Raw genomic sequence first — 23251 nt, forward strand, 5'->3', positions numbered from 1 at the left:
CCGTAGCAGTTCGTCTCGCTCAGCGAGACATACTGCTACGGCTGTTCGGCTTTCGGGGTGTGGGTCTCCTGCCAGGTGCGGCCGAGGATGCAGAACTCGTTGCCCTCGGGATCGGCGAGAACGGTCCAGGTGACCGAGGGGTCCTGGCCGATGTCGACGCGCGTGGCACCGAGCGACTCCACCCGGGTGATCTCTTCGGCGGTGGTGACCCCGTCGGCGCGCAGATCGAGATGGAGACGGTTCTTGATGGTCTTCGCCTCGGGGACGCGTAGGAAGTCGATGGTCGGCGTGGATCCGTCGGCCGGTCCGATGCTGAGGTAGTCGTCGCCGTCGACCTCGGTGATCTCCCATCCGAGGACCGTGGTCCAGAAGTCGGCCATGAGTCGGATGTCGTGGCAGTCGATGGCAAGGACGTCGATTCTGCTGGTCATGGCAGCAACCCTACGACCGCACGAACGTGCGAAAGGTTGCGATTGCGTATCGGGGACTGGACATCCTTCGCGGCGCAAAGCATGCTGGTAGCCAGTTGGTACGCACACGTTCCACCAGGAGGTCGCTCGATGAGAACACGACGCATCGCATTCGCCGCGGCGGCGGCCGCTGCGCTGTCGGTGGCTGCGGCCCCGAGCGCCGGCGCGGCACCGGAGGCGACTCCCGAACCGACCGGCGCACCCGACGTCACGATCTCGCGCCCGCAGGTGTCGACCGATCCGGCCACCCGCGGCGAGATCTCGGTCGTGATCAGCAACGTGGGTTCCGTCCGGGCCACCGGGGTCGTCGCGTACATCAACTCGTTCCCGAACCGGTTCGGCGGCACCGAGCTGATCGACGGCATCGACCCGGGGAAGTCGGTGCGACAGCGCGTCGGCACGCTCGGCTCGACCCCCTTCACCGGGATCGTCGCCTCTGCGGTGTACGCCAACGGTCGAGACCCACAGCCGCTGAACAACTATTCCTTCAGCGTCGAGGTCCTGCGTCCTCCTCGCTGACACCCGAGACCCCAGGCCCCGCCTCCCCCCCCGGGCGTGGGCAGGTCGGGTGGGATCGAGACCCCCGATCCCGCCCGACCACCTCACCCGGTCACGCACAGCAGGCCATCGGGCTCCTGGGCCCCGTCTCGGCGATAGCATCGGACACATGCCCTTTCATCGATTCCTCGAACGCCATGACCACGACGAGTCGTTCGCGATGGGCAAGGCGATGCGAGAGACCCGCGGTCGGTCGACGCTGGCCGAGGCGCCGTCGGGCGAGCGCGACCTGATCGACCTCGTCCGCAGGCAGCACGAGGGGCGTATCGCCGAACTCATCCCGCTGCGTATCGCGCGGATGAGCGAGTCGCCGTTCGCGTTCTTCCGCGCGACCGCCGACATCATGGCCACCGACCTGTCGTCGATCCCGGTCACCGGTGTCGACGTGGTAATCAGCGGCGACGCCCACATCGGCAACTTCGGCTTCTACGCCAGCCCCGAACGCCGCATCCTGTTCGACCTCAACGACTTCGACGAGTCCGGCGTCGGACCGTGGGAGTGGGACGTGAAGCGGCTGGTGACCAGCGCGGTCCTGTGCGCCCGCGCCGACGGCGCCGACCGCGACGACCAGGCCGAGCTCGCCGCCGATGCCGCGCAGGCCTATCGCCGGGCGCTGCGCGTGGCGGGGTCGCAGTCGGTGATCGACCGCTACTACACCTCGGTCGACGCAGAGGTGCTGGCCGACAACGCCGGTGGCGTGGTGGCCGATGTCATCGACGCCGCGTTGGCCAAGGCGCGGCGGCGGACCGCCACCTCGATCGTCGACAAGATCACCGAGATCGGACCCCACGGCCGGCGCCGCATCACGCCGGGCCCGCCCATCGTGGTCCCGCTGTCCGCCCAGCACCCCGAGCGGATCGAACTCGCCGGGCAACGCGTCGACGAGATCTTCGACCACTACCTGTCGTCGGTGCGCACCGACGTGGCGTTGCTGTTGTCGCAGTTCGAGATCGTCGATGTCGCACGACGTGTGGTGGGTGTCGGCTCGGTCGGCAACATCGCACTGATCGTGCTGCTGCAGGGTCCGTCGGATGAGCCGATGGTGCTCCAGCTCAAGCAGGCCGCGCCGTCGGTGCTCGAGACCAACGGGGGCCTCACCTCGGTGATTCCCGAGACCGAGCACACGCCGGCCGATGCGCGTGACGCGATCCGCGTGGTGGCGAGTGCGCATGTGTTGCAGGCCAACTCCGACCCGTTCCTCGGATGGACCGCATCACGTGAGGGCGCGTTCTACTGGCGGCAGTTCCGGGACATGAAGGGATCGATCGACGCCACCGATCTGAAGGCGCGGGAACTGCGCCGCTACAGCGAACTCTGTGCGCGACTGCTGGCCCGATCGCACAGTCAGAGTCCGGCGTTCGCGCAGATCGCCGGTTACCTCGGCAAGAACGACACCGCCGACACCGCCATCGCCCGATGGGCGGTCGACTACGCCGATCAGGTCGACCGCGATCACGCGCAGTTCCTCGCCGCGGCGGCCGACGGGGTGATCTGAGGCTCAGGCGGAGGCGACCGCGCGGTCGAACAGCGTGCGGTCGTGGGCGTTGACGATCACCAGATCGGGATCCGCGCGGCGGCGCAGCTCGGCGATGCGTTCCTGGTTGCGCCGCAACTGCTTGCGGTCCATCGCGAGCGCGGTCTCGGTCACCCGCATCGTCCACGGCGTCGAAGTCTCGTCCTCGATGGCGCCCCGATGATGAAAGGCGTCGCCGCAGTGCAGAACCCAGCGGTTGCCGGCGTCGACGGCGATCGCGGCGTGCCCACGGGTGTGGCCGGGCAGCGAGATCAGGACCACCCCGGGGTCGATGGCAGTGAGTTCACGCGCCGCGGCGAATCCCCGCCAGGACTCGCCGACGGGTTCGTGGGTGACCAGCGAGGGTCCGTGGGCCCACTGGCGTCGGCGGTAGCGGCCGTGCTCGAGCGTGGTGCGCGGGCGTTGGGCGGCGGTGACCTCAGCGGAGGTGGCGTGGACGGTGGCGCCGGGGAAGTCGGCGATGCCGCCGACGTGGTCGAGGTCGAAGTGCGTCACGACGATGTGGCGGACGTCGTCGGTGGAGTAGCCGAGGTTCTCGATCTGGCGGGCCGCGGTCTCCTCGGGGTCGAGCACCGGACGGATGACGTGGCGCATCGGCCCCAGACGTCGTGCGGGCGAGGCACAGTCGGCGAGACCGTAGCCGGAGTCGACGAGGACGAGGCCGTTGTCGGTCTCGAGCAGCAGCACGTGACACACCAGTGAGTCGCCGGGGACGGGCATCGTCCCGCAGTTGAGGTGACGGACACGCATGTCAGACCACCGCGCGGAAGTGGGTGATGAGGCGCCAGCCGTCGAGCTGGTGGAAGGCGAGACCCGGTGGCTGGGAGGCGTCGACGATGTCGGTCCCCTCGAACGAGAGGTTCAGGGTCGACGAGACGCCCGGGGCGAGGCACACCGGCCGACCGGCGAAGCTGGTGACGGCACCGGTGTGCGCGTGGCCGCAGAGGAAGCCGACGATGCCGGGGTGCTTCTCGACGAGCCGCACCAGGCGGTCCTCGCCGGTCTGTCGGATGGAGTCCATGAACGGCATACCCAGCACCACCGGGGGATGGTGGAAACACACGATGACCGGGACGCCCTGGCCCACGGCGGTGATCTCGCGATCCATCCAGGCGAGGGTGTCGTCGGACAGGTATCCGTCGTTGCGCCCGGGGATGGTGCTGTCGCACATGAGGAACAGCGCGCCGGCGATCATCGCCGAGCGGTTGAGCGGCATGTCGTGCGTGTGGCGTCCGAACAGGCCAAAGCCGAACTCGTCGCGGCGGTCATGGTTGCCGGGGATCAGCAGCGTGGTCGGCAGCGGCACACCGCGCAGCACCGCCGCGGCCTCCTCGTACTGGGCCGGCGAACCGTCGTCGGTGATGTCACCGGTCACCACGAGGGCGTCGATGCCGTCGGCGCGTGCGGAGATGTGGCCGAGCACCGCCTCCACTCGCGCGCGGTGGTCGGCCTCCCCGCTGAAGTGGAGGTCGCTGATGTGGGCGACGGTCAGCATGCGATTCATGATCACAGATCGCCGGGAAGCTTGTCCCTGCGGATGCCCCGCCAGCTCGGATGCCTCAGGTGGCCGGTGCTGGTCCAGTCCATGAAGCGCACCTCGGCCACCACCTTCGGCAGTACCCACACCGCGTCGTGTTCGACGGGCCGGTCGAGTCGTTCCACGAAGGGGGAGGTCTTCCGACGCAGCGGCGCGAGTTCCTCGGCGAGGGCGGTGAGCTGCTTGTCGGTGAACCCGGTGCCGACACGGCCGATGTAGCGCAGGCCGGTGTGTTCGGGCAGTCCGACGAGCAGCGAACCGATCGTGTTCGAGCGGTTGCCCTTGCCGGGACGCCAGCCACCGACGACGACCTCGATGTCGCGCCAGTTCTTCTGCTTGAGCCACGTCCGCGACCGGCGCCCCTGCTGGTAGACCGAGTCGCGGCGCTTGGCGATCACGCCCTCCCAGCCCTTGTCGCGGCTGTGGTCCATCGCCTCGGCGCCCGAGCCGCTCAGCAGCGGCGGTACCTCGATCGCCGGGTCGCGGGCGAAGACCGGTGCGATCTCGTCGAGCAGCGAACGGCGTTGCTCCCATGTCATCCGCAGCAGCGACGAACCGTTGAGGTACAGGATATCGAACAGCATGAGCTTGAGGGTGAAGGGCTCGGACGTGGAGTCGCGGCTGGCGAGCAGCGTGAAGTTGGTCTTGCCGGTGGCGTCGACGGCCACCACCTCGCCGTCGAGCACGGTGTCGATCAACCCGAGATCGTCGGCGAGGGAGCTCAACTGGGGGAAGTCGGCGGTCATGTCGATGCCGGCGCGGCTGGTGAGCCGCAGTTCGCCCCCGATGTAGCGGGCGATGATCCGGTAGCCGTCCCACTTTCCCTCGAAGGCCCAGGTGTCGGCGGAGAGCTTCTCGACGGGGTCGTCGGTGGCGAGCATCGGGCGGGGATCGCGCAGGCTGTCGGGGACGATCGGTCGCGGCTCGTCGGACATGAGGTGCGCGAGCCAATTCTTCTCGCCCGTCTTGATCAGTGCGTAGCGGCCCTGGATGCGGTCACCGTGCAGTCGCACGATCACCTCGTCGTCACGCCACTTCTCGGTCTCGTAGGTGCCCCGGTCCCAGATCTCCACGTGTCCGCCGCCGTACTCCCCGGCCGGGATGTCGCCGGCGAAATCGGCGTAGTCCATGGGGTGGTCCTCGGTGTGGACCGCGAGACGGTTCTGGTCGCTGTCGGTGGGCAGGTTCTTGGGTACCGCCCACGACACCAGCACGCCGTCCCGCTCGAGCCGGAAGTCGTAGTGCAGTCGGCGCGCGTGGTGTTCCTGGATCACGAAGATCGGCAGACCAGGGCCGGCGTCGTCCTCGACGTCGGTGTCGTCGGATCGCGTTGTCGCCCGGTGTGTCTCGTCGCCGAACGGCTCGGGGGTCTTCGATTCGTCGCGCTTGCGCCGGTATTCGCTGAGACTGACCACCGCCGGCGTATCGGCGGCGACCGCGGCTTCGGGTGCGACCGCGGCCGGTGCCGTGATCGCGTCGTCGAGACCGGCGAGGATGTCGCCGTGGTCGGCGACGCGCGCGAGGACCTCGGTGAAGTCGAGTTGCGCGATGTCGGGATCGGACAATTCGTCCCAGAACCGCGGTGCCGCGGCCCACGGTTGCTCACGACCGCGCAGGGAGTAGGGCGCGAGAGTGGTCTTCGCGCTGGAGTTCTGGCTCCAGTCGATGAACACCTTCCCCGCGCGCACCGCCTTGGCCATCAACGCTGTCACGTCGTCGGGGCGCTCGGCGGCGAGTGAGGTCGCGATCTGCTTCGCCACCGCCCGGGCGCCGTCGCTCGACACCGCGGCCGGCAACGGGGCGTACACGTGGATCCCCTTGCTGCCGCTGGTCACCGGGTAGGAATCGAGGCCTGCCCCGGCCAGGAGTTCACGGACCAGCAGGGCGATCTCGGCGCAGTGGGCGAGGCTGACACCCGGGCCGGGGTCGAGATCGAGCACGAGGCGGTTGGCGCGGCGGTCGGGTTTGGCGACGGGGGCGTCGGAATCGGGCGGGAACGTCCACTGCGGCACATGCAGTTCGAGGGCCGCCTGCTGCCCGAACCACACGAGGTCGGCGCGCGAGGTGGCGATGGGGTAGACCGCGTCGCGGTCGCTGTGTTCGATGACCCGGCGCTCCAGCCAGCCCGGGGCGCTCGAGGGCAGGTTCTTCTCGAAGAAGGGCGCCGACTCGACACCGTCGGGCCAGCGCTTACGCGTGATCGGACGCCGCCACAGATGCGGGAGCATCACCGACGCCACCCGGTTGTAGTAGTCGATCACCTCGGCTTTCCGGGTCCCGGTCGCCGGATACAGGACCTTGTCGAGGTGCGTGACGCCCACCGATCGTCCGTCGACGTCCAGTGAATCGGCCATGGTCCAGATCCTACCGACAGCTGGACAGATACCCCGGGGGGTGTGTATACCCATGGGGGTATCAACCACCGAGAGGACATCCCATGCGCCCCGCAACCCGCTCGTCTCCCGACCTCCGTCGGCCCGACACCACGCCGCGTCCCGGACTGCTCGGGCGAGTCGGTGGCTGGGGTACCGATCACCGCCGGCTGGTCTTCGGGCTGTGGCTCGCCGCGATCGTCGTCCTCGGCGCCTTCGCTCCCTCGGTGTTCTCGTCACTCGCCGGCGCCGGGTGGCAGGCGAACGGCTCGGAATCGGTGGCGGTGCGCGAGCTCGCGCAGGAGCACTTCGGCGGGAACGCCTCCTCGGCGGTCCAGGTCGTCGTCCACTCGGACTCCGCGGCCGTGACCGACCCGTCGATGCAGGCGGTGTTCACCCAGATCGGTCGCGAGCTCGGATCGGACCCGCGCTTCGGGGAGATCGTCGCGCCCCAACCGGGGATGACGATCAGCCGCGACGGTCACACCGGGATCCTCATCGCCGGCGCGAACGCGTCGACCGACGAGATGGTGAAGGCCGTCGACGACCACAAGTCACAGCTGACGGACCTGTCCCGCAACGGTATCGAGGTCTATCCCACTGGTGCGTCGGCACTGTGGGCGGACTTCAACAAGGCCAACCACGACGCGATGATCAAAGCCGAGCTGTTCTCGTGGCCCGTCACACTCGCGATCATGGTGCTCGCGTTCGGGTCCCTGGTCGCAGCCGGTCTGCCGTTGCTGCTGACCGTCGCGGGCCTCGTCGCGTCCGCGGGTGGACTGGTGCTGCTCAACCAGGTGACACCGATCTCGGTGTGGGCCATGAACTTCGCGATGATGTTCGCCCTGGCGCTCGGCATCGACTACGCGCTGTTCATCGTCTCGCGGTTCCGTGACGCGCTGAAGCAGCGCGGCGATCGGCGTCAGGCCGTCGTCGACACCATGGACACCGCGGGCAAGGCCGTGGTCCTGTCGGGCCTCACCGTCCTCGTCAGCCTCTCGGCCGTCCTGCTCGTCCCGGCGCCGTCGGTGCGGACGATGGCGGTCGGGATCATGCTCGCGGTGGTCTTCGTCCTTATCGCGACCCTGACCCTGCTGCCCACCGTGCTCGGTGCCCTCGGTCCGAGGGTCAACGCGGTGTCGTTGCCCTACGCGAAGAAGCAGGAGCACCGGTCGCCGGTGTTCCACCGCTGGGGGTCGCTGCTGCACGAGCACCCGTGGCCGTTCGCGGTCGTCTCCCTGGGGATCCTGGTGCTGCTGGCTCTGCCGGTGTTCGGGCTGAAGGTCGCGATGCCCTCGATCTCGGTGGTGCCGGAGGATGCCCCGGTGCGGCAGGGGTACGCGCTGGTGCAGCAGCAGTTCGGTCCGGGTGCTCCTGGCGCGCTGCAGATCATCTCCCCGGCCGCCGAGGCGCAGGCCGCAGCGACCACCGCATCGTCGAGCCCGGGTATCGCGATGGTCACCCCGCCGCAGCCCGCGCGCGACGGTTCGGGATATGCGCTCATGCAGGCGATCCCGACCGTGGACCCGTCGAACGCGCAGATGGGGTCGATCCTGGACACACTGCGCAACCGTCTCCCGGCCGACGCTCTCGTCGGCGGGGCACCCGCGGAGAACCTCGATCTGCAGACCGCACTGAACGACTACCTGCCCGTCATCGTCGGCGTCATCCTGACCATGGGCTTCCTGCTGTTGCTCGTCGCATTGCAGGCGCCGCTCATCGCCCTGATGGGAACCGCGGTCAGCCTGCTGTCGACCGGCGCGGCGTTCGGTGTCGCGAAGCTGGTCTTCCAGGACGGTCACGGGGCGTCGCTGCTCGGGTTCACGCCGCAGGGATTCCTCGACGGATGGGGTCCGGTGTTCTTCTTCGCGATGATCTTCGCCATCGCGATGGACTACACGGTGTTCCTGCTGGCCACGGCCAAGGAACACTACGAGAAGACCGGTGACCCGCACACCGCGCAGATCGACGGCATGGCCCACTCGGGTCGGGTGATCTTCGCGGCGGCGGCGGTGATGGTGGCGGTGTTCTTCAGCTTCGCCCTCGCCGATCCGCTCCCGCCGAAGGAGATGGGCATCATCCTGGGCGTGGCGGTACTGCTCGACGCCGTGTTCATCCGGCTGATGTTGCTGCCGGTGCTGCTCCGGATCGCCGGCCACGCCGGCTGGTGGTCACCCGCGTGGCTCCGGCGCGTCCTGCCGTCGATCAGCTTCGCCCACAACTGACCTCACCGTTCTCGAACCCAACGACGGAGACACCCCATGGAACTGGGACTGAGCACCACCCTCACCGACACCGACCTCGCCACCGCGAAGCAGAAGGTGACCGACGCCCTCGCCGAGCAGGGCTTCGGTGTCCTCACCGAGATCGACGTGCAGGCGACGATGAAGAAGAAACTCGACGAGGACATGGAGACGTTCACCATCCTCGGCGCCTGCAATCCGCACATCGCCCACCGCGCTCTCGGTGTCCGACCACAGATCGGAATGCTGTTGCCGTGCAACGTCGTCATCCGTGCCGACACCGCCGACGACACCGGTCGCACCCTGATCGTCGAGGCGATGAACCCCGACCTCATGGGATCGGTGACGGGGGAACAGGCGCTGACGCCCATCGCGGCGGAGGCGGGTGAGCTGCTGCGCAGGGCGATCGCGACGATCGCCGCCCCCTGATACCCCCGGGGCTATGCTGGGTGATCACCATCCGCGGCGAGGAGAAACTCATGATCGGCGACGACGACGCAATCGCGCAGGTGCTCAACCGGTTGCGGCGCGCACAGGGCCAACTCGGCGGGGTGATCGCGATGATCGAGGCCGGGCGTGACTGCAAGGACGTGGTGACCCAGCTCGCCGCGGTGTCGAAGGCCCTCGATCGGGCCGGCTTCAAGATCGTGGCCACCGGACTCCGTGAGTGCATGACCGACAACGCCGAGGGAGTGCGGGAACCGATGACCGAGGCCGAACTCGAGAAACTGTTCCTCGCGCTGGCGTAGATCATCACGCCCGACGCGATCGGGCTGTGACGGTCTCCGCTGGTGTCCGCATCGCACCGCGAGACATGGTCTGACCTAGGCTCGACCCATGACCGGGGCAGATTTCTATTCCGAACTGCGGGCCCTGCGTCTCGAACGTGTCCTCGACGCATCGGTGGAGATCATCACCGATCAGGGCTGGGACGGCCTGAGCATGACCGCGGTCGCGAAGCGCTCCGGGGTCCCGCGGCAGAGCCTCTACAAAGAGGTGGGGACCCGAGAAGAGCTCGGCAACGCGGTGGTGCACCGAGAGGTCGATCGCTTCCTGGAGCGCGTGTCGGCCGGTCTCGCGGCGCATCCCGACGACTTCGAGAAGGGCGTCTCGGCGGCCGTGCGGAATGTCCTGGAGCACGGTCGGTCGAACGCCGCTCTCGCAGCCGTCCTCCGGCCGGGCCACGACGCAGGCCTCCTCGCACTGCTCACCGTGAACCCCGACGCAGTACTGGGTCAGGCGACCGGCGCACTCCGATCGCTGTTGGGGGACACGGTGTCCGAGGCGCTCGTCGATTCCGTTGTGCGACTGACGATGAGCCACCTCCTGCAACCGACGGTGGACGTCGACGAAGCGGTCAGCCGCATCGACCGGGTGGTCCGCGGATTCGACTGACCGCTTCGTCGGCAGGTCCTTCGGCCTACAGGTCGAGGACCAGCTTCGACGACAGCGACCGCGACACGCACAGCATGACCGAGTCGCCGCGGTCGCGCTCCGCGCGTGTCAGCACGGAGTCGCGGTGGTCCGGGGTCCCGTCGAGGACCTCGGCCTGACAGGTGCCGCAGATGCCCTCCATGCACGACCCCATCACGTCGACACCGGCGTCGGCGACCGCCTCGAACATCGACGTCCCCGCAGGCACGGTGACCGTCACACCGGAGTCGACGCATTCGACCTCGAACGAGTCGAGCGCACCCTCGGGGGCGTCGATCGCCTTGGGGGCGAACCGTTCCAGGTGCAGGCTCTCGGCCGGCCAGACGGCGCACCTCTCCTCGACGGCGTCGAGGAGGACGTCGGGACCGCAGCAGTAGACGAGAGTGTCGGGCCGGGGGTCGGCGAGAAGCGTGTCGAGGTCGAAGCGCGTGCCGCGTTCGTCCTTGGCCCACACCGTCACCCGGTCGTCACCCTCGAGCTCGTCGAGGAACGCCATCGTCGACCGGGATTTGCCGACGTAGACCATCTCCCACTTCGCGCCGTGGGCGTCCGCGGCGGCGATCATGGTGCGGATCGGGGTGATACCGATGCCGCCGGCGATGAACAGGTACCGCGGCGACTCGACGAGCGCGAAGTGGTTGTCGGGACCCGTCACCCGGAGGGTCGTCCCCTCCGTGAGCTCGTCGTGGACGAAAGCCGACCCACCACGGCCGTCCGGTTCGCGGAGGACCGCGACCGTCCACGACGACCGGTCGGCGGGATCACCACACAGCGAGTAGTGCCGGGTCATGTCGGGACGGAGGTGGAGTTCGGCGTGCGCACCGGGAGCCCACTGCGGCAAGGGTTCTCCCGACGGGGCGGTGAGCGTCAGCTCGACGACACCGTCGGCCGCATCCCGTCGCCGGGAGACCTGGACGTCGAGCACCGTCCGCTCGACGCGTCCCTTGCGCTGCGGTCGTGCCGGAGCCGGAGCCGGAGCCGGCGCCGACGTCTCCGCGGCTCGTGCCTGCTCGCCCCGGCGCCGTTCCTGGTGCATCGCGCGGTAGGTGCCGTGCTGTCGCCGCTGGGCGCCCTTCGGGGTGAGCTGGACCATCATCGAGCTGTAGCCGCGAACGAAATTCGACTGCACCCGTTCGGGTTCGGCGAGGACCTCGATGTCGTCGAAGCGCTCGAGCAGCTCCTCCCACAGGATCCGCAGTTGCAGCTCGGCCAGTCGGCTGCCCATGCAGCGATGCGTGCCGATACCGAACGCCAGGTGGTGGCGCGCGTTGCGTCGGTCGACGATGAAGCTGTCGGGATCGGCGAACGTGCGCTCGTCCCGGTTGGCCGAGGCGTACCACATCACGACCTTGTCGCCCTTGCGGATGAACTGGCCGTTGAGGACGGTGTCGCGCGTGGCGATCCGGCGCATGTAGGCGAGCGGCGTCTGCCAGCGCAGCATCTCGTGGACCGCCTTCGACACCAGGCTCGGGTCGTCGCGCAGGCGGTCGAACTGCTCGGGGAACTGGTTGAGGGCCAGTAGGCCACCGGTCATGGAGTTGCGGGTGGTGTCGTTGCCGCCGATGACGAGCAGGACGATGTTGCCCAGGAACTCCATCGGGCGCTCGATGAGGTCCTTGGTGTCCTCGGACATCTGCATCAGCGTGATCAGGTCGTAGCCGGGCTTCTCGCCGGCGTTGCGACGCGCGGCCTTGTCGTGCCACAGGTCGCTGAAGCTCTTGGCGGCCTCGGCCGCGGCCCGGTACGCCGCATCGGTGTCGGTGGAGCCGCCGGTGGCCGACGCGCTGGCGGCCACCAGATCGGTCCACTCGACCAGCTTGCGCCGTTCCTCGTAGGGGAAGTCGAGCAGCGTTGCGAGCATCCGGGAGGTCAGTTCGATGCTGACCCGATCGACCCAGTCGAAGGGTTCGTCCACGGGGAGTTCGTCGAGGACCTCTGCGACCCGCTCCCGGATGAGGCTCTCCATCTCCTCGAGGTTCTGCGGGGCGACGACTCCCTGGACCGCGCCGCGCTGCTGATCGTGTCGCGGGGGGTCCATGGCGATGAACATCTCGATGTCGAGCCCCTCCGGCGGTGTGCCGAGGATGATCTGCGGTTCGGCGGAGAAGGTCTCGAAGTCCTTGTCGACGGTGACGATGTCGTCGTAGCGGGTCACCGACCAGAACGGGCCGAACTTGCTGTCGCCGCGATAGTGCACCGGGGCTTCGTCCCGCAGCCGTCGGAAATAGGCCTCCCACTGCCCCTGACGCCAGAGGAACGGGTCGCTGACATCGATGTCGGTGAGATCGAGGTCGGCGACGTCGGGGATCGCGGACTCGGTGAACCGCGGTTGATCGTCGCCGATCAAGCGGCTCTTCGTGTGCTGAAAGAGATGGAGCGCCTGGATCTGGCGCTGCATCGGCACCACTGCCTGGGCTTTGGTGATCACCTGGTCGAGTACGCGCATGACGACAACCGCCTTCACTGGGTTCCATGTCGGAGTGACATTAATGAACCATACGTCCCCAGCGATGACAATATGGGCACTTTTGTCGCATCCCTCGGTGGTGCTCGGCGCGAGCTACGAAGCGGCCGCGTTGTGACGCGGTCGTCACGGCAGGGTAGGCGCGAAGCGAGGACAATGGGGAGAGTTCGTCCAGCTCGGGGCGAGTGACACCAACCATCGCGGTGCTCGCCACCGCCTGTCACGCCAGGAGCTGCACATGCCCGACGCCGAACCCGCTCGTTTCCCCGACTCCGATCTCGAGACCGGTGGGAGTGTCGACCCCGGCGCCACCCCGCCCGCAGACGCGTCGACCTCGATGGCCTCCGACGCACGGCAGGCGACGCCACGACGCTTCTCTCCCACCACCATCGTGGTCGGGGTCATCACGACGATCGTGATCATCGTCGCGATCGCCGGCCTCATCGCCGTGATCGTGGATTCGACCCAGTACTTCTGATCTCCCGAACCGGGATCAGGCCTGCTCGGCCTCGATGATGCTCTTGATCCTCGCGAGGGTCGCCGGGATGCCGGAGTGAGCGGCGTCGACGCGATCGGTGATCTGCGCCTGCGCCTCGTCGCCGTACTTCTCGTGGAAGAAGGCGATGCCGTCGTCGCGGAACTGCCAGGTCTCGGTGAGTCGGGTCCCGTGGCCCGCGGGCTCGAGGGTGAAGCCCCAGCGCGCGTACTTCCCGCCGACCAGCCACGCGAATTCGCGACCGGGCTCGGCGGCCACCACGACCGATCGCGTCTCCCAGGTGCGTGACGGCTTCTCGTTGCGTCCGGTGAACCAGGCGTCGACCCGCGGACCGTCCGGACCCGGCTCGTCGCCGCTGTCCCACCAGCAGGCGGTGCAGATGGGGCTCCACTCCCCGGTCCGCGTCACGTCGGACACCACGCCGTAGACGGTGTCGGGGGTGGCGTCGATGTCGATCGATTCTGCGTGCTCGTAGCTCATGTGACCCAACCTAACGAACGACGCACGGGGCTCGCTCAGACGACCACGCCGCCCACGAGCCGTCCGATCGCGTAGGTCACCACCATGGCGATGACGCCGCCGACCGTGACCCGCAGGACCGCGCGCGAGCGATGCGCGTCGCCGATCGTCGCGCTGATGAACCCGGCCAGTGCGAGGGCCGCGGCCACCACGAGGAAGGTGACCGGGATCCGCAGGTGCGCAGGCGTCAAGAGGATGGCGAGCAGCGGCAGTACCGCGCCGGTGGTGAACGAGATGGCCGAGGAGATCGCGGCCTGCCAGGGGCTGGTCAGATCATCGGGGTCGATACCCAGCTCGGCGTCGACGTGCGCGGCGAAGGCGTCGTTCTCGGTGAGCTCGGTGGCGACCTGCCACGCGGTCTCGGTCGAGAGGCCCTTCGCCTCGTAGATCGCGGCGAGCTCCTCGAGTTCCTCCTCCGGCTGCTCGGCGAGTTCGTCCCGCTCCTTGTCCAGCAGTGCCTTCTCCGTGTCGCGCTGGGTGCTCACCGATACGTACTCACCGAGCGCCATCGACACCGCGCCCGCGGCCAGGCCCGCCACACCGGCGGTGAAGATGGGCTCCCGCTCGGCGGTCGCGGCGGCGACACCGATGACGATGCCTGCGGTGGAGACGATTCCGTCGTTCGCGCCGAGCACACCGGCGCGCAACCAGTTGAGTTTGCCGCCGGTCCCCGATGCATGGGGTTCGGCGCTGTGCTGGATCGGTTCGGTCTCGGACATGGCCACCATGAAACATGGTCGGCACCAGCCCGTCCAGGCAGATGAGGCTGTCCTGACCTGCGTGGATGAGATGCAGCACATCACCAGTGCCACCACGGCGCGACACATCGGTCTACGGTGGAGTTGTTGCTCCTGCAGTCAGTCGGGTCGACTGAACCACAGCACATTCACCTGCCACCGGTCCCGAGGGTCCCGTGGCGGATCCACGCACGGCAGCAATGGATCTCAGATCTCATCTTGTCAGCGCTGCGGTGCGTCACCGCGCGGCCGTCCTTGGCGACTGCCGACCGGCGAGATGCCCCAGGAGGGCCATATGTCCAGACGTATCACCACTTTTCGCGCACTCCATGATCTCGGTGCAGCCGCATGGTTCGGCGGATCGCTGATGGGCGCGGTCGGGGTCAACGGCGCCGCTGCCGCGGTCCGCGATCCCCAGGATCGCGCTCGGGTCGCCGCCGTCGGCTGGGCCGGCTGGTCGCCGGTCAACGCCGCCGCCATCGCCGCGCACGCCGTGGGCGGCGCCGTCGTGCTCTACGACAACCGCGGCCGCGCCGCACACCAGACCGGTGTGCGCGCGAACACAGTCGCCAAGCTCGCCGTCACCGGTGCGGCCGTGGCGGCCACGGTCTACAGCGGCCTGCTGGGCGCCAAGACCGCGACCGGCGACGGCTCTCCCGTACGGGGTGCCACCGAGCCCGCACCGACGACGCCGCCCGACGTCGCCGCAGCCCAGAAACAGCTCCGCTACCTGCAGTGGGCGTTGCCGGTGCTGACCGGGACGATCGTGGTCCTCGGTGCCCAGCAGGGCGAGCAACAGCGACCGGCGCAGATCGTGTCCGGGCTCGCCGACGGCGTGGCCCGACGTATCGGCCGCTGAGACACATCGCCGTACTCCCACGGGAGTACGGCGATGTCGGTCGTCCGCGGTACGAGACCGCCGGCGCGCGCCTTCGGGTGACCTCAGTCGGCGACGTGCACCACGGTCTTGCCGAAGCTGCGACCCGCCAGCATGTCGCGGAACGCGTCGAGGGTGTTGTCGAAGCCGTCGACCACGTGCTCGAGGTACTTCAGTAAACCGTCGGCAACCCACTGCGACGCCTCGCTCAGGAACGTCTCCTGTTGCTCGGCGGCGAACTCGGTCTGGATGAAGCCGCGCACGGTGAGGCTGCTGCGGAGGATGACGCCCAACCCGCACACCGGGATCCGGCCGTAGGTGTTCATGCGCGGGAGGACGGCGTCGAACACCTTGCCGCCCACGTTCTCGAAGTAGACGTCGATGCCGTCGCCGGTCGCCGCCGCGAGCTGCTCGGCGAAATCATCGGCGCGATGGTCGATCGCGGCGTCGAAGCCCAACTCGTCGCGCAGGTACGCGACCTTGTCGGGTCCACCCGCGATACCGACGGCGCGGGCGCCCTTGATCTTCGCGATCTGACCGACCGCGGAACCCACGGGACCGGTGGCCGCGGCGACGACGACGGTCTCGCCGGGCTGCGGGCGGCCGATGGTCAGCAGGCCCGAGTAGGCGGTGAAGCCGGGCATGCCGAGGACGCCGAGGGCGGTGGTGTGCGGGACCGCCGAATCCGCGTCGAGCTTGCGGAGGTGCGCGGTCGACTCGACCGAATGGGTCTGCCACCCGCCGTAGCCGAGCACGACGTCACCCTCGGAGAATCCGGGGTCGCGCGATGCCAGCACCCGGGAGACGGTCGCGCCGACCATCGGGGCGTCGATCTCGACCGGCGGTGCGTACGACTTCGCCGAGCTCATCCGACCGCGCATGTAGGGGTCGAGAGACAGGTCGAGCGTCTGCAGCAACACCTGGCCCTCACGCGGTTCCGGGAGGGAGAACTCCTCGAATCGGACGTCGGAGTCCTGTGGCTCGCCGTGGGGGCGGGCGGCGAGGACGATGCGTCGGGCGGACTGCGGCGAGGTCATGACGGTGGAGCTCCTTGAGATTTCGTGGACAAAACTGCTGTGTGGGGCAACGACCCCACCCCGCGCGTTGTTCCGACCCCCTTCGCAGCCGGGTCGCAGCGACCTCCCAGGTTCGGCTCCGATGCTGGTCATCACACCGGCGAGAAGACCGACGAGCGGTCGCCGCGAGATGCGAAGGAGTCAGCCGTGAACACACCCCAACGCGGGATCCGACGAGCGCGATGGGCCGCCGGCGCTCTCGCGGCGAGCGCACTCGCCGCCGTCGGGATCACCTCGGGCCTGGCCTACGCCGACACCGGTTCGACCGACACCTCGACCTCCACGACGTCCACCACGACCTCGACGGGGTCGACCTCCACCGGGACCACCGATTCGACCGGAACCGACTCGAGCGGGTCGGATTCCTCCGGCGCCTCGTCCTATGGCACCGCGCCCACCGTGACCGCCGGCTCGGGCGACACCCACGGCCAGACGAGCGGGTCCTGACATGACACACCCCCGTTCGGTTCCCCCCGAGACGACCACGACCTGGCAGGTGTGGGGACTCGAGGCCTCGCTGGTCGTCACCGACCCCGATCGTCTCGTGGAGGCGCGCGCCGTCGTCGATTCCGTTCTCGCCGATGTCGACGCCGCCTGCAGTCGCTTCCGTCCCGACGCCGAGCTGTACGGACGGTCGATCCGGCGTGGGCGCCCCACGCGGATCACCCCGGTCCTGGCGACCCTCGTCGACGCCGCGCTCGACGCCGCCCGTGCCTCCGGCGGCGCCGTCGACCCCACCATCGGTCGACGACTCGTCGCACTGGGATACGACCGCGACTTCGCCGATGTCGTCGCCGACCGCGCGAGTGGCCTGACCGCGGGACCCAGCGTCGCCGTGCACGAGGCCGATCACACGATGATCCGTCGCCACGCGGACGTTCTCACCGTCCCCGAGGGCGTGCTCCTCGATCTCGGGGCGACCGCCAAGGCGGTGGCCGCGGACCTCGCCGCCGAGGTCATCGCCGACGAGATCGGTTGCGGCGCCATGGTGAACCTCGGAGGCGACATCAGCGCTCGCGGGGACGCCCCCTCCGGCGGCTGGCAGATCCTGGTCCAGGACGCCCCAGTCGATGGCCGGCCCGAACCCGCGGCACAGATCGGACTCGTCGGTGACTGCGCGGTGGCCACCTCCAGCACGCTGCGCCGACAGTGGACCCACAAGGGCCGCAGCGTGCACCACATCATCGATCCCCGTACGGGTGAGCCGGCCGCACGGCATTGGCGCACCGTGACCGTGGTCGCCCGCCGGTGCGTCGACGCCAACACGCTGACCACCGGCGCCATCGTGAAAGGCGCTGCGGGACAACACTGGATCGAGTCCACCGGGCTGCCCGCCCGCCTGGTCGCGGCCGACGGGACCGTCGTCGGGCTGGGCGGCTGGCCGCAGGATGCGGAGATGGCGGCGTGAGCGACGAGGCCCTCTGGGCGCTGGGCCGCGGCACCGGCATCACCGCTCTCATGATGCTGACGGTGTCGATGGTGCTCGGCATCGCGACACGATCGGGGCGTGGGGTCGCGGGACTGCCGCGCTTCGGTGTGGTGTCACTGCACCAGTTCGCCTCTCTCTCGGCGACATTGCTCATCGCGGTGCACGTCACGACGCTCGTCGTCGACCCGTACGCACAGCTCGACCTCGTCGACGTGGTCGTCCCGTTCGGCGGCGGCTACGAGTGGTTCTGGGTGGGCCTGGGCACGCTGACCCTGGACCTAGTGGTCGTGCTGGTACTCAGCGCACTCCTCCGACATCGCATCGGGCAGAGAGCATTTCGAACCATCCACTGGGCCGCCTACGGACTGTGGCCCATCGCGGTCGCGCACGGGCTCGGTGCGGGCAGTGACAGCGGCGCCCCGTGGATGTGGGCCATCACCGCGTGCTGCGTCGTCGCCGTGCTCATCGCCGTCGGCATCCGACTGCACCCCCGTTTCACCGAATTCTCCCGACCACGAGAGGTGGCGACCGCATGACCGCGATCACCGAACCCCGCCCGTCGCGGCACCGCGCCACGGCGGCCGACCATCCCGCCGACCGACTGCTGACCGGTGCCGGCGGCGCGCTGCGGCGGCATCACGAGATCTACGGGGCGAGGGCCCGTCGCGGTCGCGACCTCATCGATCTGATCGCGGCGGCAGGGCTCACGGGTCGTGGCGGCGCGGCCTTCCCGGTCGCCCGCAAGATCGAGGCCACCGCGCAGGCGGCGCGGCGTCGCAACCGACCGATCGTCGTGGCCAACGGCGCCGAGGGTGAGCCGCTCAGCGGCAAGGACGCCGTCCTGCTCCGGCAGTCGCCGCATCTGGTGCTCGACGGTCTCGCCGCAGTGGCCGAGGCCGTGGGCGCACAGGCCGCCCACCTCTGCGTGCCCGCGCACCGCGTCGACGAGCTCGCCGCGCTCGTCGCCGAGCGCGCCGCGTCGGGATGGGATCGCACCCCCGTGACGGTGACCGCGACCGCGGGGCGCTTCGTCGACGGCGAGACCACCGCCATCGTCGACCTGCTCTCCGGTGGGCCGGGTCTCCCCCGCAACCGGATGGTCCCGAGCGCGGTGCGCGGAGTCGGCGGCCGACCGACGCTGGTGCAGAACGTCGAGACCCTCGCCCACGTCGCGCTCATCGCCCGCAACGGCGCCGCGTGGTTCCGGGGCCGCGGCACCGCCGCCGAACCCGGGACCGCACTGGTCACCCTGTCCGGCCGGGCCGGCCTCGACGGCGTCGTCGAGACCGACCTCGGGACCCCGCTGGCGGTGATGCTCCGACGCATCTCGGTCGACCCGACCGATCTCCGCGCGGTCCTCGTCGGGGGCTTCCACGGCACGTGGGTCGACGGACGAGCGGTCCCGAGGCTGGCCCTGTCGGCACGGTCGCTGTCGGAGGTCGGGGCGAGTCCCGGTGCCGGCGTGTTCTCGTACCTGATGCGCGGCGAGCGCGGTCTGCCCGTCGTCGCCGAGATCGTCGGCCACCTCGCGCGGGAGAGTGCGGGGCAGTGCGGTCCGTGCCGGTTCGGGATGCCCGCGCTGGCCGAGGCGATGGCGGCCGTGGCCGCCGGTGCGGGAGCCCAGGCCGCACACCGTGCGGTCACCCTCGCCGACACCATCGACGGACGCGGCGCGTGCAGCCATCCCGACGGCACCGCCCACATGGTGCGCTCGGCGCTCGCGGTGTTCGCCGACGAGGTCGCGGCGGGACAGCTCCGATGACCGCGCTCCACATCGACTGGACCGCCTGCGACGGCCGCGGCCTGTGCGCCGAACTGGTGCCCGAGGTGTTCGACCGCGACGAATGGGGATACCCGGTGAGCCGCGACGGCCGACGCCGACCCGAGGTGCCGCACGACGCCACCGGCCGGGCACGGCGGGCGGTCCGTGCCTGCCCGCGACTGGCGTTGACGCTGGTCGAGACCGAGCCCCGAGCCGATGCCGAGGCAACCCCGCCGGGTCACTGATCTGCATCGACACGGCCCAGGGGGCTGCGGACGGCGCCCGAGGTCGGCACAATGATCCCCATGCGCTCGATCTGGAAAGGCGATCTGAGCTTTGGCCTGGTCAACGTGCCGGTCAAGGTGTACTCCGCCACGGAGTCTCACGACCGCACCTCGCACCAGGTCGACGCGAAGGACGGCACCCGCATCCGCTACCGCAAGGTGCGCGAGGGCACCGACACCGAGGTCGAGTTCTCCGACATCGCCAACGCGTACGAGAGCGACAGCGGCGAGACGGTGATCCTCACCAAGTCCGACCTCGCCGAGCTGCCGGTGCAGAAGAGCCCCGAGATATCGATCACCGGGTTCGTGCCACGAGAGCAGATCGACCCGATCTACTACGACAAGCCCTACTACCTCGAACCGGCGTCGAAGTCGCCGAAGGCCTACGTGCTGCTGCGTCAGGCGCTCGCCGACAGCGACCGCGTGGCCGTCGTGACGTTCACGCTGCGCAACCGGACCCGGCTCGCGGCCCTGCGTGTGGTCGACAACGTGATGACCCTCCAGACCCTGCTGTGGCCCGACGAGGTCCGCAAGGCCGAGTTCCCCGCGCTCGAGGACGAGCCGACCATCCGGCCGCAGGAACTCGAGATGGCGCAGTCGTTGATCGACACCATGGCAGGCGATTTCGACCCGTCGGAGTACGAGGACACCTACCAGCTCGAGCTGAGCAAGCTGATCGAGGCGAAAGCCGAGGGGACCGAGGCGTTCCCGACCGCCGAGACCGACGACTCGGGCGACGACGACTCCGAGGTGGCCGACCTGCTCGCCGCACTACGCGCATCGGTGAAGAACCGCGGCGGCCCGGACACATCGGCATCGGACGACTCGGGTTCCGACGAGGAGAAGACCCCCGCGAAGAAGGCGCCGGCCGCGAAGGCCGCGCCCCGCAAGACCGCCGCGAAGAAGGCACCTGCCAAGAAGGCGCCCGCGAAGAAGGCCGCGGCGAAGAAGTCGGCCTGAGCCCAGCGCCGTTCTCCGCGCACGGAGTCGGCACGGTTTCCCGCGGGGCGGGACACTCTGCCGACTATGGGTGGCCCGGGCCCCGATAGACCTGAGCCACCTTGCGGCGGCCCACCAGCTTGCCGGCGGCAGGGAGCAGTCGCTGGCCGGTGGAGACCAGTGCGGGCACGCGTCCCGGGATGACCTGGTCGCGTCCGGAGTCCAACGCCGCCAACGTCTCCCGCGCGATCGTCTCCACCGGTACCTTCGGGATCGTCAACGTGTGGGCGCGGTTCTCGGGGGTGCGGGTGGCATCGAGTGCCTCCACGAGCGGGGAGTCGAACTCGCCGGGGCAGATCAGGTGCACCCCGATGCCCTGCGGTTCCATCTCGAAACGCAGTGCGTTCGTGAAACCGACGAGGGCGTGTTTGGCCGCGCAGTACGGGGTGTAGCCGAAGACGCCGGTGAGTCCGGCGAGGGAGGCGATGTTGACGATCCGCCCACCGGGATGCGGAAGATGCGGCAGCACAGCACGAATGGCGTTCACGGTGCCGAAGAAGTTGATGTCCATGACGTCGGTGAAGGCCGCGGCGGGCAGCGTCTCGAAGTAGCCCTCGCGCATGATGCCCGCCGAGTTGATCAGCACGTCGATCGGATGGTCGGCGGCGAGTCCGGCGAACGCATCCACGAGCGCATCGGGGTCGGAGACGTCGACCGACAGCGTGCGTACCGCCGCGTCGGCGACCTGTGCGCGCAACGCTTGTGCCGCCGTGGCGAGCTTCGCCTCGTCGCGGGCGAGCAGCGTGACCCCGACACCGCGTCCGACCAACTGGCGACTGATCTCCAGTCCCAGCCCCGACGAGCCGCCGGTCACCACCGCATGGCGGCCCGCGCGGACCCAGGGACCCACGCCGCTCATCGCGCGGTCACCGTGGTCGGGTTCTTCTGCGGCACATGCGACATCGCCTCCTCGGCCATCGCGGTGATGGTGAGGCTGGGATTGACCCCGGCGTTCGCGGCGACGGTCGAACCGTCGGTGATGAGCAGGTTCTCGTAGCCGAAGGCGCGGCGATACCGATCCACGACACCGTGCGCGGGTGAGTCGGCGATGACCGCGCCGCCGAGGATGTGCGCGGTGGTCGGGCGGGCGAGCAGCGATTCGGTCACCGCGGTGGAACCGTAACCGCCCCCGCCGATGTGGCGGACCGCCGACTCGGCGATCGTCCGCGCGATCGGGAGGTCGCCGAGGGGCGCGTCGCCGTCGCCGACCGCGGTGTTGATGCGGCTGAACCGGTTCCGGCGTCGCAGACGGAGCGCGGTGTCGGTGCTCTGCATGATGGTGAACACCACCGACCGCCTCGACCACCCCGACAGTCGCGTGGGGCTCAGCCAGCGCAGCGGGCGCGCGAGCATCGCGAGGACGAACTGTCCCACCCGAAGACGACCGCCGGTGAGCGGACCGAACGTGAGGCCCATGGCGTCGCCGCCGAGTCCGTAGGTGTTGTTGGTGAAGTGCGTGTGTTCGTCGGGATGGATGCTCGTGGTGATGGCGATGTCGCTGCGCAGGTCGGCCTCCGGGTCGTTCGACGTCACCGCGACGATGGCCTCGCTGTTGGTGCGGACGAGGTGGCCGAGCCGGTCGCTCAGTCGGGGCAGGCTGCCGCGGTCGCGCAGTGTGCGCAGCAGCAGGTTGGTGCCCAGCGCGCCGCCGGCCACGACGACGCCATGCGTGCGGATCGTCTGCCGGTCGCGACGCAGGATGCCGCCCGATCGGACCGTGGTGACCTCGTAGCCGTCGGAACCGTCGGCGGCGCCGATCGGACGGATGTCGACGACGGTCCGCTCGGCCTCCACCCGGGTCCCGAGGCGTTCGGCCAGGTGGAGGTAATTCTTCACCAGGGTGTTCTTCGCGTTGTGGCGGCATCCCAGCATGCACTGACCGCACCGGATACAGCCCGCACGGTCGGGGCCGGCGCCGTCGAAGTAGGGGTCGGGGACCCGCTTCCCGGGTTCGCCGAGGAACACCCCCACCTCCGTGGTGTGGATCCGGTCGCTCGCGCCGAGGTCGGCGGCGATGTCGCGCATCAGGTCCTCGCTGGGTCCCTCGCCGACGAACGTGGTGACGCCGAGCATCGTCTGGGCGGTCGCGAAGTGGGGTGCGAGTTCGCTGCGCCAGTCGGCGAGATCGGCCCACTGGGGGTGACGGTAGAAATCGTCGGAGTGCGGGACGTAGAGGGTGTTGCCGTAGACCAGCGACCCGCCGCCGACTCCTACCCCGCTGATGACGGTGACGTGGGAGAACGGGGTCATGGCCATGATGCCGCGCAGCCCCGCGAACGGTGCCCACAGCAGTTTGCCGACCTGCCAGGCGCTCGAGGCGAAATCGGTGTCGGCGAAGCGACGGCCCTTCTCGAGCACGGTGACGTCGTAGCCCTTCTCGGCCAGCCGCAGGGCGGCGACGCTGCCGCCGAAGCCGGACCCGATGACGACCCAGTCGTGGTCGATCTCCGCCATGGCGCG

24 protein-coding genes are annotated in these 23251 nt (G+C 69.3%); 14 read left to right on the plus strand and 10 right to left on the minus strand.

The features are described 5' to 3' along the window. Window positions 1-35 precede the first annotated feature (35 nt). Window positions 36-431, minus strand: coding sequence for a VOC family protein (locus TU34_RS01360; RefSeq protein WP_045821050.1), 396 nt, complete (start codon window positions 429-431; stop codon window positions 36-38). A gap of 129 nt (window positions 432-560) precedes the next feature. Between TU34_RS01360 and TU34_RS01365 the strand changes: the two genes are divergently transcribed. Together TU34_RS01365 and TU34_RS01370 are read left to right on the plus strand one after the other, a co-directional pair. After that, complete coding sequence (locus TU34_RS01365) at window positions 561-989, plus strand: hypothetical protein (protein WP_045821051.1); 429 nt, start codon at window positions 561-563, stop codon at window positions 987-989. 148 nt (window positions 990-1137) lie between these two features. Further along, entirely contained in the window at window positions 1138-2523 is a 1386-nt protein-coding gene (locus tag TU34_RS01370) for a DUF2252 domain-containing protein (protein WP_045821052.1), read from the plus strand. A gap of 3 nt (window positions 2524-2526) precedes the next feature. Here TU34_RS01370 and TU34_RS01375 read toward each other — a convergent pair whose 3' ends face one another. The 3 genes from TU34_RS01375 to TU34_RS01385 are packed head-to-tail and all read right to left on the minus strand — an operon-like array spanning window position 2527 to window position 6453. Next, window positions 2527-3312: an MBL fold metallo-hydrolase gene (locus tag TU34_RS01375; protein ID WP_045821053.1), complete on the minus strand. Its 786-nt coding sequence runs from the start codon at window positions 3310-3312 to the stop codon at window positions 2527-2529. Between the two features lies 1 nt (window position 3313). Continuing rightward, a complete protein-coding gene (locus TU34_RS01380) occupies window positions 3314-4057 on the minus strand; it encodes a metallophosphoesterase (protein WP_045821134.1) in 744 nt (247 codons plus the stop codon). A gap of 11 nt (window positions 4058-4068) precedes the next feature. Beyond that, entirely contained in the window at window positions 4069-6453 is a 2385-nt protein-coding gene (locus TU34_RS01385; RefSeq protein ID WP_045821054.1) for an ATP-dependent DNA ligase, read from the minus strand. Between the two features lie 83 nt (window positions 6454-6536). Here TU34_RS01385 and TU34_RS01390 point away from each other — a divergent pair, with 83 nt between their 5' ends. From TU34_RS01390 to TU34_RS01405, 4 genes are all read left to right on the plus strand, one after another. Next, window positions 6537-8696, plus strand: a complete 2160-nt coding sequence (locus tag TU34_RS01390) for an MMPL family transporter (protein ID WP_045821055.1) — start codon at window positions 6537-6539, stop codon at window positions 8694-8696. A gap of 36 nt (window positions 8697-8732) precedes the next feature. Beyond that, complete coding sequence (locus tag TU34_RS01395; protein ID WP_045821056.1) at window positions 8733-9143, plus strand: DUF302 domain-containing protein; 411 nt, start codon at window positions 8733-8735, stop codon at window positions 9141-9143. A gap of 50 nt (window positions 9144-9193) precedes the next feature. Beyond that, window positions 9194-9463, plus strand: a complete 270-nt coding sequence (locus TU34_RS01400) for a metal-sensitive transcriptional regulator (RefSeq protein WP_045821135.1) — start codon at window positions 9194-9196, stop codon at window positions 9461-9463. Between the two features lie 88 nt (window positions 9464-9551). Continuing rightward, window positions 9552-10109: a TetR/AcrR family transcriptional regulator gene (locus TU34_RS01405; RefSeq protein WP_045821057.1), complete on the plus strand. Its 558-nt coding sequence runs from the start codon at window positions 9552-9554 to the stop codon at window positions 10107-10109. Between the two features lie 25 nt (window positions 10110-10134). Here the strand turns inward: TU34_RS01405 and TU34_RS01410 are convergent, their stop codons facing one another. After that, window positions 10135-12594: a cytochrome P450/oxidoreductase gene (locus tag TU34_RS01410; RefSeq protein WP_045821136.1), complete on the minus strand. Its 2460-nt coding sequence runs from the start codon at window positions 12592-12594 to the stop codon at window positions 10135-10137. Between the two features lie 256 nt (window positions 12595-12850). On the opposite strand from TU34_RS01410, the gene TU34_RS01415 reads away from it, so the two are divergent. After that, a complete protein-coding gene (locus TU34_RS01415) occupies window positions 12851-13090 on the plus strand; it encodes a DUF6480 family protein (protein ID WP_045821058.1) in 240 nt (79 codons plus the stop codon). Between the two features lie 15 nt (window positions 13091-13105). On the opposite strand, the gene TU34_RS01420 is transcribed toward TU34_RS01415, so the two are convergent. Then, window positions 13106-13588, minus strand: coding sequence for an SRPBCC family protein (locus tag TU34_RS01420; protein WP_045821059.1), 483 nt, complete (start codon window positions 13586-13588; stop codon window positions 13106-13108). A 35-nt stretch (window positions 13589-13623) separates the two neighbouring features. Next, complete coding sequence (locus tag TU34_RS01425) at window positions 13624-14346, minus strand: VIT1/CCC1 transporter family protein (RefSeq protein WP_150116331.1); 723 nt, start codon at window positions 14344-14346, stop codon at window positions 13624-13626. Window positions 14347-14659: 313 nt separating this feature from the next. Between TU34_RS01425 and TU34_RS01430 the strand changes: the two genes are divergently transcribed. Then, window positions 14660-15223, plus strand: a complete 564-nt coding sequence (locus tag TU34_RS01430; protein WP_045821061.1) for a hypothetical protein — start codon at window positions 14660-14662, stop codon at window positions 15221-15223. A gap of 83 nt (window positions 15224-15306) precedes the next feature. On the opposite strand, the gene TU34_RS01435 is transcribed toward TU34_RS01430, so the two are convergent. After that, a complete protein-coding gene (locus TU34_RS01435) occupies window positions 15307-16278 on the minus strand; it encodes an NADP-dependent oxidoreductase (protein WP_045821062.1) in 972 nt (323 codons plus the stop codon). A gap of 186 nt (window positions 16279-16464) precedes the next feature. Between TU34_RS01435 and TU34_RS22150 the strand changes: the two genes are divergently transcribed. From TU34_RS22150 to ku, 6 genes are read left to right on the plus strand one after another with little or no spacing between them, the layout of a single operon-like run. Further along, entirely contained in the window at window positions 16465-16764 is a 300-nt protein-coding gene (locus TU34_RS22150; protein WP_052688590.1) for a hypothetical protein, read from the plus strand. Window position 16765: 1 nt separating this feature from the next. Further along, window positions 16766-17725 carry an FAD:protein FMN transferase gene (locus TU34_RS01445; protein WP_045821063.1) on the plus strand — a complete coding sequence of 320 codons (960 nt, stop codon included), beginning with the start codon at window positions 16766-16768 and terminating at the stop codon, window positions 17723-17725. Beyond that, a complete protein-coding gene (locus TU34_RS01450) occupies window positions 17722-18282 on the plus strand; it encodes a ferric reductase-like transmembrane domain-containing protein (protein ID WP_045821064.1) in 561 nt (186 codons plus the stop codon). Before TU34_RS01445 ends, TU34_RS01450 begins: the two co-directional genes overlap by 4 nt. Then, a complete protein-coding gene (locus tag TU34_RS01455) occupies window positions 18279-19508 on the plus strand; it encodes an NADH-ubiquinone oxidoreductase-F iron-sulfur binding region domain-containing protein (RefSeq protein ID WP_082079742.1) in 1230 nt (409 codons plus the stop codon). The genes TU34_RS01450 and TU34_RS01455 overlap by 4 nt, the downstream gene beginning before the upstream one ends. Beyond that, window positions 19505-19753 carry a ferredoxin gene (locus TU34_RS01460; protein ID WP_045821065.1) on the plus strand — a complete coding sequence of 83 codons (249 nt, stop codon included), beginning with the start codon at window positions 19505-19507 and terminating at the stop codon, window positions 19751-19753. Before TU34_RS01455 ends, TU34_RS01460 begins: the two co-directional genes overlap by 4 nt. Window positions 19754-19813: 60 nt before the next feature. Next, window positions 19814-20752 carry a non-homologous end joining protein Ku gene (gene ku / locus TU34_RS01465; protein WP_052688615.1) on the plus strand — a complete coding sequence of 313 codons (939 nt, stop codon included), beginning with the start codon at window positions 19814-19816 and terminating at the stop codon, window positions 20750-20752. Window positions 20753-20816: 64 nt separating this feature from the next. Here the strand turns inward: ku and TU34_RS01470 are convergent, their stop codons facing one another. Together TU34_RS01470 and TU34_RS01475 are read right to left on the minus strand one after the other, a co-directional pair. After that, window positions 20817-21650: an SDR family NAD(P)-dependent oxidoreductase gene (locus tag TU34_RS01470; RefSeq protein ID WP_052688593.1), complete on the minus strand. Its 834-nt coding sequence runs from the start codon at window positions 21648-21650 to the stop codon at window positions 20817-20819. After that, on the minus strand, window positions 21647-23245 hold the full coding sequence (locus TU34_RS01475; RefSeq protein WP_045821067.1) for an FAD-dependent oxidoreductase: 1599 nt from the start codon (window positions 23243-23245) through the stop codon (window positions 21647-21649). The genes TU34_RS01470 and TU34_RS01475 overlap by 4 nt, the downstream gene beginning before the upstream one ends. Window positions 23246-23251 lie beyond the last annotated feature (6 nt).

Origin of the sequence: Williamsia herbipolensis (assembly GCF_000964005.1) — a bacterium.
GTDB lineage: Bacteria > Actinomycetota > Actinomycetes > Mycobacteriales > Mycobacteriaceae > Williamsia_A > Williamsia_A herbipolensis.